This window comes from Streptococcus sanguinis, assembly GCF_020729725.1.
In the GTDB taxonomy this organism is placed as follows: domain Bacteria; phylum Bacillota; class Bacilli; order Lactobacillales; family Streptococcaceae; genus Streptococcus; species Streptococcus sanguinis_V.
Map to the genome: position 1 here is coordinate 352,887 of NZ_JAJEPA010000012.1, position 13,080 is coordinate 365,966.

A 13,080-nucleotide genomic window follows, 5' to 3' on the forward strand; every position below is an offset into this window, starting at 1 on the left:
CATAGAGAGGAATGGATGCAAAATATGAAAAAAATCATGTTTGTCGGTCCAGTCGGAGTGGGTAAGACCACTCTGACCCAGCGACTGAAAGGCTTGGAGCTAAGCTACTTTAAGACTCAGGCTATTGAGTTCTATGATGCCATCATTGACACGCCTGGAGAATTTCTCCAGCATCGTAAGTATTATAATGCTCTGAACGTGACAGCAACAGAAGCTGATGTGATTGGCCTCTTGGTGGCGGCTTCCAATCAGATGCAGACCTTTCCTCAAGGATTTTCTTCCCTCTTCAATAAAGAAGTGATTGGCATTGTCACCAAGATTGATATGGCTGATAAGGAAGAGCAGATTGAAAAAGCACGGCGGCAGCTGAAAGCAGCTGGAGCCAAGGAAATTTTTGAAATATCAGCGACGGAAAATGAAGGAATTGACCGTCTCCAGGCTTATCTGGAGTCAGACTAGGGATGAAAAGCCGAATATGGTATACTAGATTCTAACAAGGAAACGAGGAAGGAATGTCTATTTATGAAAGTAGAGCACGGTGGAAATGCGGCAGCTTTGGCTGAGGAATTTGGTTTTTCTCTAGAAGACTGTCTGGATTTCAGTGCCAATATCAACCCTTTGGGGATTTCTCCGCGGCTGAGGGCTTGTCTGACCGAGTCCATTGATTGGCTGGTTCATTATCCAGACATCAGCTACAGCCGCTCTAGAGAGCTTCTGGCACATCACCATGGCCTAGAAAAGGACAATGTCCTGCTGGCAAATGGTGCGGTAGAAGTCTTTTATGAGCTGGCCCGCTTCCTGCGTCCAAAGAAAGTCCTGACTCTGAGCCCTACTTTCATGGAATATGAGAAAGCCTTCTTGCAAGTACAGGCCAAGGTGGAGCGCTTTAGCCTACCTTCCCCATCCTATGAATGGAATCTAGCTGATATGATGCCAGCCTTGGATTCACTGACTGCAGGAGACGCTGTACTCATCTGCAATCCCAATAATCCGACGGGTACCTTGATTCGGCGTACTGAGTTAGAAAAGCTAGCTGACTACTTGCAGGAGCGGCAAATCTTTTTGATATTGGATGAGGCTTTTATGGACTTTCTGGACGATGAGGAGGACTATAGCTTCGTCTCATGTCTGGCTACCTATCCAAATGCAGTAGTGGTGAGGTCTCTGACCAAGTTTTATGCTATTCCTGGTCTGAGATTGGGCTATGCTCTTAGCTGTCATCCGACTTGCTTTGATGAGATAGAGGGGAGCTGCGCTCCTTGGTCGGTCAATGCTATGGCGGACCAGGCCCTGCCTGTCCTTTTGGAGGATCAGGCTTATCAGCAAGCTACCAAGCAGTGGCTTCGAGTAGAAAGAGACTTCCTTTTTCAAAGACTGACTGCATTTTCACAGATTCGGCCGGTCACGCCTAGTGTCAACTATATCTTCTTTGAGTATTTGGGGCAGCAGGACCTGCGTCAGGAGCTTCGGCAGAGAAAGATTTTTATCCGTTCCTGTCAAAATTATCATAATCTGACAGACCGGCATTACCGCATAGCCATCCGCAGCCATCAGGAAAATGAACAGCTTCTGGCTTGTCTGACAGAGGTCTTGGCGAAAGAGGCACCTTATGACTAAGGCAATCGTGTCCTGTCCAGGTTCCTGCGGTGAATTATTTCAAGGTTTAGTAGGAGAGCAGGAGGTTCTGCTCTCCTATGGGATTGAGAAGCGAAGTCGAGTGAGATTGGACGGGGCTTCGTCTCTCGCAAGGCAAGCTCAAGGTGAAAAGGTACGGCGAGCTTTGGAGCTCCTACCTGAGCCCAATGTTTTCTCTTTTGTTCAGGAGTCAGACCTGCCCATCAGCAAGGGCTATTCTAGCAGCACAGCAGATATGGTTAGCTGCCTGCAGGCAGCTGCTCTGGGGCTGAAGCAGCCTCTGAAGGCAGCGGATTTGACGCGTCTCTGTGCCATGATTGAGCCTACTGACTCGGTCGCTTTTGCGGACTGGACAGTCATTAATCCCCTGACTGGTCAAGTGGTCTGGCAGACAGACTGGCGACCGGAGCTCTATGTCTATATCTTGGAGCCTGTGGAGATGGTGACTACTCTTGACTTGGTTCGGATGAAGGACAGTCCTAGCTATCCGCTTGAGGAGTCCAAGCGCTTGCTTCCTCTCTTTCAGGCGGCTTGTCAGGAGAAGAGTCTGGAAAAGATTGGCCATTTGGCGAGCTATAGTGCTTTGTTGAATAACCAACGGCTGCCCAAGCCCTATCTGAAAGAATTACTGGCTTTGGTAAAAGAACACCAGTGCTTAGGCCTCAATGTTGCTCATAGTGGTACATTGGTTGGTTTGTTGCTGAGCAAGGAACAGCTAGAAGTCTTGCCCAAGCTAGAGGTTGAACTAGCTCGCTCAGCCAGTGGGGCTTATTATCAGACTCGGACCTTGAGCAGGATTATTTTTGAAGGGGTGCAGCCGGTCAGGGAGGAGATAGACTAGTTTGAAAGACTTAGAAAAAATTATTGAGCAGATTCTTCCGATAGATAAAGATAAGCTTCAAGAAGGCCAGCGCTATTGTGATCAGCTAGGAAAGCCGCCGGGTTCCTTGGGAAAGCTCGAGACTATCTATGCTCGCTTGCATGCTATGTTTTCTGGTCCCATTGATTTGGAGAAGAAGATTGTTCTCGTCTACGTGGCAGATAATGGCATCGTGGCAGAAGGCGTTTCTGCCAATCCTCAGGAAACGACCTATACTGTTGCTTGCAATATTCTAGCAGGGAAGTCAGGCCTGTGCGCTATTTCCAAGCATGCAGGTTCAGACATCTGTCTGGTAGACATTGGCTGCAAGAAGGATATCTTTGAGGAGAATGAGGACAAGTTTTGTCATGGGACGCGTAATATGCTCGAGGAGCCAGCCATGACTCGTGAGCAGGCAATAGCGGCAATTCTAGTCGGCTACAAGAAGACAGAGGCCTTGATCAAAGACGGCTATCGTCTCTTTGGAACAGGAGAAATGGGGATTGGCAACACCACTACCTCGGCTGCTGTCATTGCTGCAGTTCTCGGTCTCAAAGCAGAAGACGTCACAGGCTATGGAGCTGGTCTGACTCAAGATATGAAGGCTCATAAAACTGCCGTTATCCAGCAGTGTTTGGATCGTCATGCTCCTTATGGAGATATTCTGGATCTGACCGCTAAGCTTGGTGGGCTAGATATGCTGGCGATGGCAGGCACTCATCTCGCCTGTGCCCACTATCAGCTGCCATGTGTAGTGGACGGTCTTATCTCTCTAACGGGGCTTCTGATTGCCCATCAGCTGACCCCTCATGTCTTGGATTATGCATTTGCTTCCCATGCTTCGACGGAGCCTGCTTACAGACTGGTCAGTGACTTTCTTGGACTGGAGCCCATGCTTTTGCTGGATATGCGACTGGGTGAAGGCTCGGGCTGTCCTTTGGCTTTCTTTCTGCTGGAAAATGCTGTCTATACCATGGAGCACATGCCAACCTTTGCTGAAGGCAGCTTGAAAGAAGAAGATTATGTTGATATTCGCAAAAATGTGACTTAAAGGAGGAAAAATATGCAACTCTATACAAAAACAGGTGACAAGGGCTTGACTAAGCTAGTTGGCGGTCAAAGTGTCGCCAAGGATGCAGAACGAGTTAATGCTTACGGAACCATTGATGAGCTTAACTCTTGGATTGGTTATACTATTACCAAGCTAGACAAGGATGATAAGCTGAGAGATGAGCTGCTCCAGCTGCAGCATTATCTCTTTGACTGTGGTTCAGATCTCTCTACACCAAAGGGAGTTTATCCCTATAAAGTTGATCAGCAGCTAATTGACTGGATTGAGGAGAGGATTGATACTTACGCAGAAATTCCACCGGCTCTGGAAAGGTTTATCCTGCCGGGCGGTGACGAGATTGCTTCCATGATTCATGTGGCTCGGACCATTGCAAGACGGGCAGAGCGTCATATCGTAGGGGCTATGTGGACTACAGAAATTAACAATAATGTCCTGATTTTTGTCAACCGTCTGTCAGATTACTTCTTTGCCTTGGCTCGAGTAATCAACTTTACTAAAAACCAAGAAGACATCGCCTATGAAAGAGGTGCTAAGGTCTTCCACAATATCACCAAGGCAGATGTTGAGCGTTGGGCAAGCAAACGCCAGTGACAAAAAGAAACAGAAAAAGTTCTGTCTTTCCAAATTGACTTTTACCAAGTCTTGGAAGGACAGAACTTATTTTGATATTCTAAAAAAGAAAGCCGCCTATACATCATTGTATCTTCATGCTAAGCTTCGTTGATTAGCACTAGCTTTCCAATTATTGACTCTGCTCCTTTGCAGAAAGACAAGTGAAACCTCATCTTTAGAAAATTAACGTACTTAAACGTAGAGTCAATAATGGAAACTAAGCTAAAATGTTTGTTCCAAACTGACATCACTACCTTACATCGAGGCATGAAATCTACTAAAATTTAAGAATAAAGACCTGACTTAAAGCTGAAAAGCTTATCACAGTGGCGGGACCGCGCTGGATTTGCACCAGACTTCCATATCCTTAAAAGTACTAAAATCAATTTCCTAGTAACTAAATTGTAACACCTTTCACAGGGAATTACAAGGAAAATGAACTAAATTTTAATAAAAATTTAATTCTTCAAATAAACTTGCCTTTGCTGTGAGATGCGGCACTAAAAATTTCTTATATTAATGACTTTTTCATTGCTTTGAAAGCGCTTTTGTGTTATAATTCAATATAGTACAAAGGGGTACTGAAGATAAATAAGCAATGAAGCTATATGAAAATGCTGTGACGTGTGTAGGGGAGCAGTCTTATTTTCATATAGTTTCTTTTTGTTTAAAAATAGATACAACAGAAAGGAGAAAAGATGTATAAGATTTCCTATAAGACTGAATTGCATGTGGGCAAGGGCGCTCTGCAGCAATTAAGCCATTATAAAAATGAGCATATTTTAGTCGTTGCCGATCCTTTTTTGAAGACATCTGGCACGTTGGATGCCATTTTAGCCAACTTTGATGACAGCAATGATATTGTTGTTTTCACAGATATTGTGCCTGATCCGCCAATCGAAACAGTTGTAGCTGGTATCAAGAGTGCAGGAGACAAGCCAATCAGCATTGTGCTTTCTATTGGTGGCGGCTCTGCCATTGATGCTTCCAAGGCTATGTATTATTTTGCCAAGAAGCAGGGTGCCTTCTCAGAGGCTATTCTCATCGCCATTCCTACAACAAGCGGAACTGGATCTGAAGTAACGTCCTTTTCTGTCATCACGGATGCAGAGAGAGGTACCAAATATCCTTTAGTGACCAAAGAAATCCTTCCGGATGTTGCGATCTTAGATGCGGATTTGGTTCTGTCACTTCCTGGTAACATCACGGCTGACACTGGAATGGATGTACTGACCCATGCCATTGAAGCTTATGTATCGACCAAGGCTACGGACTTCTCTGATGCCTTGGCTGAAAAGGCAATCAAGCTGGTCTTTGAATACCTGCCTAAAGCCTACAAAAATGGTCAGGATGTAGAAGCGCGTGAAAAGATGCATGCAGCATCCACTCTGGCTGGTATGGCCTTTAACACAGCTTCTTTGGGTATCAATCACAGTCTGGCACATGCGGCAGGAGCTAAGTTTCATGTACCTCATGGTCGTTTAAACAGTATTTTAATGCCCCATGTCATTCAGTATAATGCTGGTATCGAATTCAACAATCGGAACCGGCAGGCGACAGACAAGACTGTAGCAAGCCGCTATCAGGATATTGCCAAACTACTGGGATGCAGTGCTTCAAGCCCTGTGTCAGGAGTGAGACAGCTGGTTGAAGCCATCAAGAAACTACAAAGAAAGCTGGAGATGCCAACTTCTCTAAGAGAATATGGTGTGAAAGCAGATGCTTTTGCTCAGTACAAGGTAGAAATTTCAGAAGCTGCTCTGCATGATGGCTGTACTCCGACTAACCCTCGTGTCCCTACGGCAGAAGAGCTGCTTAAAGTATTAGAGAAAGCGTTTTAATCCTCTGAATTGCTGTTATGCCAAAATTATTGTATAATGATTAAGAGCATGCAGTACACTTCTGAAGGTTTAAAATCATGAAGAAGGTTTACTAAATTGGAAGAAAAACAAAGAATGATACAGGAATACGTTCCTGGGAAACAAGTGACCTTGGCGCACCTTATCGCTAATCCTGATGAAGTCATTTTTGAAAAATTGGGATTGCAGGCAGAAATCAAGGATGCGATTGGAATCTTGACGATCACTCCGAGTGAAGCGGCTATCATTGCGGTTGATATTGCGACCAAGGCTGCAGATGTTCAAGTTGGTTTTGTGGATCGTTTCAGCGGCTCTGTCGTGATGACAGGTGACGTTTCTTCTGTTGAGGCAGCTCTCATTGCCGTTTTACAAGGTCTGGAAGAGATTTTAGGCTTCTCCAGCACTGTTGTAACGCGGACATAAAAAATCAAACTGTCGAGGGGAAGTATGAAAGGCAGAATACTAATTGTTGATGATGATCCAATTGTAAGATTAGATATCCGAAATATATTAGAAGCAGCTGATTATGAAGTGGTGGCTGAGGCATCCGATGGCTTTGAGGCTATTGATTTGTGTCAGAAATATCGTTGTGACTTGGTCATGATGGACATCAAGCTTCCGCTTCTGGATGGCCTGACAGCGGGTAAGAAGATACTCGAAGATGCTTTAGCCTACAGTGTGATTCTACTGTCAGCCTACAGTGATGAACACTATGTTCAAAAAGCTAAAACCAATGGGATTAGTGCTTACTTGGTTAAACCTTTGGATGCCAAGTCCTTGATTCCAATGGTAGAGGTCTGCATTGAGAAGGGCCGCCAGCTACAGCAGATGTCCAATGAAATGGTCAAGCTGTCGAAAAAAATAGACGATCGGATTGTGATTGAAAAGGCCAAAGGCTTGCTGATGGCTCGTGATCATTTGTCAGAGCCTGAAGCTTTCAAGCGCATTCGGACAATTAGTATGCAAAAGAGAGTGCCGATGATTGAGATTGCTAAATTGCTGGTGCTCCAAGATGATGTGTAATGATGTATAAAGATAAGATAAAGCAGCTTTGTCAGGAACAGACAAATTTGGATGAGGCTGATATAGAGCATCTTGTCCAACAGGCTGACGAATTATTGAAAAACTCAGCTTATGCTAATGAAGATGTCTTCATTGACGTAAAGAATATCTTTTCGGAACATGCCATTGTCATCTTTCACAAAAAACCGGAAAGCAAGCTCAGCTTGTACGAAAACTCGGTCGTAGGTGCTATGGCTTATCTGGAAAATGAGCCAGGTGTTATCCGGACCTTGGAGACGGGCGCTCCCTCGATTGGGCTTTCGGCCAGATCGCAGGAGGGCTTAGCCATCCACCAGACGGTCTTTCCGATAGTGAGAGAAGAGCGCGTCATCGGAACGCTGATTATCGAAAAAAATGCTCCTCAGACTTTACCGGACCACTTTTCTTTGGATAAAGAGGACGACGGTTTTGGGTTGCGAAGCACTCCTGAGATTTCAGCCCAAGAGCAGTTTGTTTTATTTGATCATATTGACGAAGCTTGTTTGGTCTTTGACCGGCAGGGCTATCTCAAGTATTTCAATCAAGCAGCTGCCGATTCTTATCGCCATAAGCTGGGCTATATGGACTCGATTGAGGGAATGCACTACAGCAATCTGGTCTTAGACAGTCTGACTTTTGAAGAAATCCAGCAACTGGGACCGCAAGCCCCTCAAGAAAAACCTCACCAAGTTGAGGTACATTATGGCACTTATTGCTTTTTGGTCAAACGCTATCTGCTGGCTGAGAGTGAAAATGTGGTCATGATCTGTAAGGATATTACAGACATCAAGGAAAAGGAAGCACAGCTCTTAACCCATACAACTACCATTCGTGAAATGAACCATCGGGTAAAGAATAACTTGCAAACCGTTGTTTCCTTGCTGCGACTACAGGCTCAGCAAAGTCCAGGAGCAGACACCAAAAAAGCTCTTAATGATAGTATGAATCGTGTGCTCTCCATAGCGGCGACTCACGAGCTCCTGTCTTCTCAGCAGGATGACAGCATTCAGATTGAGCATCTGCTGAAGAGAGTTATCGAAAATGTTCAGCGTTGTTTTTCCGGGCATAGGGAAATAACCCTTACCTATAGTCTGGAACCGGAACTCTGTCTCGATAGCAGCCGGGCCACTTCACTGGCGCTAATCGTCAATGAATTACTGCAGAACAGCTATGAACATGCTTTTAAGGACAAAAAAAATCCAGAAAAACCGCAAATCCGTTTGCAGGTTGGACTTAAAAATGATATAATAACTTTAAAAGTACTGGATAATGGTAGCGGTTACAATCAAGAGCACACCTTTGAAAATCATCTAGGCCTGCTCTTGGTGGAACGCTTTGTCCAAGGAAAGTTGTTTGGAACCTTGTCTATCCACTCAGACCATGAGGGAACGGCAACGACCATTCGTTTTAAAAAATAAATACTACCAGACTAACAATGATGTCAGTCGAAAAAAGCAATGACGCTTGAAGAATGTAAATGAACTCTGTTTGTTTGCATTGCTTTGAGCGTCTTTTTTTGGAGGTTTTTAGTATGTCAGATAAAATTTTGAGTGTGGGGCTCGATATCGGGACAGCCACTACACAGCTGATCTTGTCAGAGCTTACCATCGAGAATATTGCTTCTGTGTTTACTATTCCTCGTGTCTATATTACAGATAAAAAAGTTCTTTATAAAAGTGAAATTATCTTCACACCAATTTCGGATCAACTTTTGATCGAGGTAGATAAGATCAAAAACTTTGTTCTGAATGAGTATGCGAAAGCAGGCATTCAGAAAAAAGATATTCAGATGGGAGCAGTCATCATTACTGGTGAGACAGCTCGCAAGGAAAATGCCAGTCAGGTGCTCCAAGCACTGAGTGGCTACGCTGGGGACTTTGTTGTTGCGACTGCTGGTCCAGACCTTGAGAGTATCATCGCTGGTAAAGGGGCCTGCAGCCATCAATATTCTCAAGAGCATCATACATCAGTAGTCAATATTGATATTGGTGGGGGGACTTCCAATCTGGCAGCCTTCCGAGAAGGAGATGTGATTGATACAGGATGTTTTGATATCGGAGGTCGGCTGATAAAAATCGATCCGCAGACCCAGCGGATTAGCTATATTGCTCCAAAACTGCAAACGATCATTGCAGAGCAGGGGCTTCAGCTGGCAGTTGGTGAAACGGTCCATCGGGCTGATTTGGATCGGCTGATTCAAGAAATGGTCTCCGTATTAGAACAGTCTGTAGGAATTGACAATCACAGTCCTTACTATGAGCTTCTACAGACCAACCACGGTCTCAAGTTGAACTATGATCTCCACTGCGTATCTTTCTCTGGTGGTGTAGCTGATGGAATATACTTGGAAACGACCTCGGCGGATGATTTTCGCTATGGGGATATCGGTATCCTGCTAGGCAGGGCGCTGAGAAAGTCCAAGATTTTTGAACAAAAGAAGGTCATCCAGTCAGCTGAGACCATTCGGGCAACCGTTGTTGGAGCCGGCAGCCATACGACCGATGTCAGCGGCAGTACCATTACCTACATCTCCGATATCCTTCCTATTAAGAACATTCCAGTTCTCAAACTGGCAGCTTCTGATGAGCATGAGGATAAGGAGGGGCTGCAGCAGATTATCAAGGACAAGGTAGCCTGGTTCACACTGGAAAATGAAGTCCAGCAGGTGGCTTTGGCAATCAATGGAGAAAAAAGCCCAAGCTTCGCCCGGGTTTTGGAATACGCAGAGGCTATTGTCAGTGGAATGAGCGAAAGCATTGAAAAGAAAATTCCGCTGCTAGTAGTGGTCAGAGAAGATATGGCCAAGGTTCTAGGTCAATGTCTCTTTGCTCAGTTGCCTAAGGATTATCCATTTGTCTGCATTGACTCAGTGGATGTTCAAAATGGCGACTATATCGATATTGGTAATCCAGTCATTGAGGGATCGGTCCTACCAATTGTCGTGAAAACATTGGTGTTTAATTAAACTTTTATTTACACTAAGGAGGAAGTAATCCATGATTTTGAAAACAAAATTGTTTGGTCGGCTTTACGAATTTAAATCCGTAAAAGAAGTGCTAGCCAAAGCCAATGAGTACAAATCAGGGGATCAGCTAGCGGGAGTAGCAGCAGAATCTGCCGAAGAGCGCGTTGCTGCTAAGGTTGTACTAGCTCAGCTGAAATTATCTGATTTGTTCAATAATCCAGTAGTTCCTTATGAAGAAGATGAGGTAACACGGATTATCATTGATGATGTCAATCTTCGTACTTACGAAAAGATTAAGAATTGGACAGTAGAAGAGCTGCGTGAATGGATCTTGGATAACAAGACTAAGAACGTAGACATTCAGTGGCTGTCTCGTGGGTTGACTTCTGAAATGGTAGCAGCAGTCGCTAAGTTGATGACCAACTTGGACTTGATTGTCGCTGCCAATAAGATTATCATTACCAAACATGCTAATACAACGATTGGTATGCCAGGAACATTCTCCTCTCGTCTTCAGCCTAACCACACCACAGACGATCCAGACGGTATCATGGCGTCTACTATGGAAGGTTTTGCTTATGGATGTGGGGATGCTCTCTTGGGCTTGAACCCGGTAGACGATTCAGTAGAAAGCGTTAAGCGGGTCTTGCATAAGTTTAACGACTTCATTGAAGAGCACAAGATTCCAACTCAGCACTGTGTGCTAGCTCACGTTACCACTCAGATTGAAGCCATGAATCAAGGTGCTCCGACAGGATTGGTCTTCCAGTCTATCGCCGGATCTGAAAAAGGGAATGAAGCTTTTGGATTTAATGCTAAGATCATTCAGGAAGCTTGGGATACAGCACTGAAAGTGGGAACAGCTGCTGGACCGAATGTCATGTACTTTGAAACAGGTCAAGGTTCTGAACTTTCGTCTGACGCTCACCATGGAGCAGACCAAGTGACTATGGAAGCTCGTTGTTATGGTTTCGCTAAACGCTTCGATCCATTCTTGGTAAATACCGTTGTTGGATTCATCGGACCTGAGTATCTCTACGATTCTAAGCAGGTTATCCGTGCTGGTTTGGAAGATCACTTCATGGGCAAACTGACCGGTATCTCAATGGGGTGTGATATTTGTTACACCAACCACATGAAGGCTGACCAAAACGATGCTGAAAATCTCTTGGTTCTTCTCGGAGCAGCTAATGTTAACTACATCATGGCGATTCCTCATGGTGACGATATCATGCTTAACTATCAAACAACTGGTTACCATGAAACAGCAACCATGCGTTCACTTCTCAATAAACGTCCGATCAAGGAATTTGAAGAGTGGATGGAAAAGATGGGCTTGATGGAAGATGGCCACCTGACAGAAATCGGCGGCGACGGCTCCATCTTTATGAGATCAAATTAGCAAGGAGGAAATCATTGTGGATGAATTGCAATTAAAAGAAATGATTCGCTCATTGTTAAATGAGATGGGCGGTGCCTCAGCTGCTAAAGAAACGGTAGCAACTGAACAAAATAAAGCTGAAAATCCTCCTGTTTCGGAAGAAGCTGAACCTACAGTTTCTCTGCAGGAAGAAGTCAAACAAGACACTTCAGTGATTGAAGATGGCATCATTCCAGATATAACGGAAGTAGATATTCAGGAGCAGTTCTTGGTGCCTAATGCCATCAATGAAGAAGCCTACCGGAAGATTAAGAAATTTACTCCTGCACGTTTGGGCTTATGGCGGGCAGGCGATCGCTACAAGACACAAAGTGTTTTGCGTTTCCGTGCAGACCATGCGGCAGCTCAGGATGCGGTCTTCTCCTATGTCTCAGATGACTTTATCAAGGAAATGGGCTTCATTCCTGTACAGACTAAGGCAGCAACTAAAGATGAATACTTGACACGTCCAGATTTTGGCCGGGTCTTCCCAGAAGATCAGCAGGCTATTATCAAGGAAAAATGCAAACCTAATGCCAAAGTTCAGATTGTCGTTGGTGACGGTCTTAGCTCATCAGCTATTGAGGCTAACGTCAAAGACTTCCTGCCAGCTCTGAAGCAAGGTCTGAAAATGTTTGGACTGGACTTTGGCGAGGTGCTCTTTATCAAGCATGCTCGGGTTGCAGCTATGGACCAAATCGCAGAGCTGACTGGAGCAGAAGTTATCTGTATGCTAGTCGGTGAGCGTCCAGGTCTGGTAACAGCTGAGTCTATGAGTGCTTATCTGGCTTACAAGCCAACAGTTGGTATGCCAGAAGCGAAACGGACCGTTGTTTCCAATATTCATAAAGGCGGAACACCAGCCGTTGAAGCTGGAGCCTATGTAGCAGAAATCATTAAGAAGATTCTTGATAATAAGAAATCAGGAATTGATTTGAAATAATAGGAGGTAGTGGCTTTGAAAAATGATCGATTAGGTGCAAATGTATTAAGTGCCCTTCTGATTTCAAACGTGGATGCAGGTTTGGCAGCTTCTTTGGAGCTTAAACCACATCACAGAAGCCTGGGAATTATCACTTCTGACTGTGATGATGTCACTTATGTAGCCTTGGATGAAGCAACCAAGGCAGCAGATGTCGAAGTGGTCTATGCTCGCAGTATGTATGCTGGTGCAGGCAACGCTTCAACTAAGCTGGCTGGTGAAGTCATCGGTATCTTGGCTGGTCCAAACCCAGAAGAAGTTCGCAGCGGTCTGGATGTAGCAGTCTATGAAATCGAAAATGGGGCTAGCTTCTACAGTGCCAATGATGATGACAGCATTCCTTATTTTGCACATTGTATCTCTCGTGCGGGTTCTTACCTGTCAGAGGGAGCTAATGCAGAAGAAGGAACAGCGATTGCTTACTTGATTGCTCCACCGGGTGAAGCTATGGTGGCACTGGATGCGGCTTTGAAAGCGGCAGATGTGCAGGTTGGTGCCTTCTACGGCCCACCGAGTGAAACCAACTTTGCCGGCGGACTTCTGGTCGGATCACAGTCAGCCTGCCGAGCTGCCTGCGATGCATTTGCGAATGCAGTCATTGCAGTAGCGAATGATCCTAAAAGTTATTGATTAGG

The 13,080-nt window shown here is 45.0% G+C and carries 13 protein-coding genes and 1 riboswitch; all 13 genes read left to right on the forward strand.

The window, feature by feature from the left end; all coding sequences use genetic code 11:
• Positions 1-24: 24 nt before the first annotated feature.
• Entirely contained in the window at positions 25-459 is a 435-nt protein-coding gene (locus K4I03_RS07070) for a EutP/PduV family microcompartment system protein (RefSeq protein ID WP_227964243.1), read from the forward strand.
• Between the two features lie 63 nt (positions 460-522).
• Positions 523-1,617 (forward strand): threonine-phosphate decarboxylase CobD, encoded by a 1,095-nt coding sequence (gene cobD, locus K4I03_RS07075; protein ID WP_227964244.1) that lies wholly within the window; start codon positions 523-525, stop codon positions 1,615-1,617.
• Complete coding sequence (locus tag K4I03_RS07080) at positions 1,610-2,476, forward strand: GHMP family kinase ATP-binding protein (protein WP_227964247.1); 867 nt, start codon at positions 1,610-1,612, stop codon at positions 2,474-2,476. Before cobD ends, K4I03_RS07080 begins: the two co-directional genes overlap by 8 nt.
• A gap of 1 nt (position 2,477) precedes the next feature.
• The gene (cobT, locus tag K4I03_RS07085; RefSeq protein WP_227964250.1) at positions 2,478-3,545 is read left to right on the forward strand and encodes a nicotinate-nucleotide--dimethylbenzimidazole phosphoribosyltransferase; all 1,068 of its coding nucleotides are present in this window, start codon (positions 2,478-2,480) and stop codon (positions 3,543-3,545) included.
• A gap of 12 nt (positions 3,546-3,557) precedes the next feature.
• The gene (locus tag K4I03_RS07090; protein WP_002896396.1) at positions 3,558-4,157 is read left to right on the forward strand and encodes a cob(I)yrinic acid a,c-diamide adenosyltransferase; all 600 of its coding nucleotides are present in this window, start codon (positions 3,558-3,560) and stop codon (positions 4,155-4,157) included.
• A gap of 260 nt (positions 4,158-4,417) precedes the next feature.
• Positions 4,418-4,566: riboswitch (adenosylcobalamin (AdoCbl) riboswitch) on the reverse strand.
• 310 nt (positions 4,567-4,876) lie between these two features.
• Positions 4,877-6,019, forward strand: a complete 1,143-nt coding sequence (locus K4I03_RS07095; protein WP_002896393.1) for a 1-propanol dehydrogenase PduQ — start codon at positions 4,877-4,879, stop codon at positions 6,017-6,019.
• A 96-nt stretch (positions 6,020-6,115) separates the two neighbouring features.
• Positions 6,116-6,460 (forward strand): BMC domain-containing protein, encoded by a 345-nt coding sequence (locus K4I03_RS07100; protein ID WP_002898216.1) that lies wholly within the window; start codon positions 6,116-6,118, stop codon positions 6,458-6,460.
• Between the two features lie 24 nt (positions 6,461-6,484).
• Positions 6,485-7,060: an ANTAR domain-containing response regulator gene (locus K4I03_RS07105; RefSeq protein ID WP_002902510.1), complete on the forward strand. Its 576-nt coding sequence runs from the start codon at positions 6,485-6,487 to the stop codon at positions 7,058-7,060.
• On the forward strand, positions 7,060-8,496 hold the full coding sequence (locus tag K4I03_RS07110) for a sensor histidine kinase (protein WP_227964259.1): 1,437 nt from the start codon (positions 7,060-7,062) through the stop codon (positions 8,494-8,496). Before K4I03_RS07105 ends, K4I03_RS07110 begins: the two co-directional genes overlap by 1 nt.
• A gap of 113 nt (positions 8,497-8,609) precedes the next feature.
• Positions 8,610-10,043 carry an ethanolamine ammonia-lyase reactivating factor EutA gene (gene eutA / locus K4I03_RS07115; RefSeq protein WP_002896385.1) on the forward strand — a complete coding sequence of 478 codons (1,434 nt, stop codon included), beginning with the start codon at positions 8,610-8,612 and terminating at the stop codon, positions 10,041-10,043.
• Between the two features lie 31 nt (positions 10,044-10,074).
• Positions 10,075-11,445, forward strand: coding sequence for an ethanolamine ammonia-lyase subunit EutB (locus tag K4I03_RS07120; RefSeq protein WP_227964261.1), 1,371 nt, complete (start codon positions 10,075-10,077; stop codon positions 11,443-11,445).
• Between the two features lie 16 nt (positions 11,446-11,461).
• Entirely contained in the window at positions 11,462-12,406 is a 945-nt protein-coding gene (eutC, locus tag K4I03_RS07125) for an ethanolamine ammonia-lyase subunit EutC (RefSeq protein ID WP_125381952.1), read from the forward strand.
• Positions 12,407-12,421: 15 nt separating this feature from the next.
• Complete coding sequence (gene eutL, locus K4I03_RS07130; protein ID WP_009659835.1) at positions 12,422-13,075, forward strand: ethanolamine utilization microcompartment protein EutL; 654 nt, start codon at positions 12,422-12,424, stop codon at positions 13,073-13,075.
• Positions 13,076-13,080: the final 5 nt, after the last annotated feature.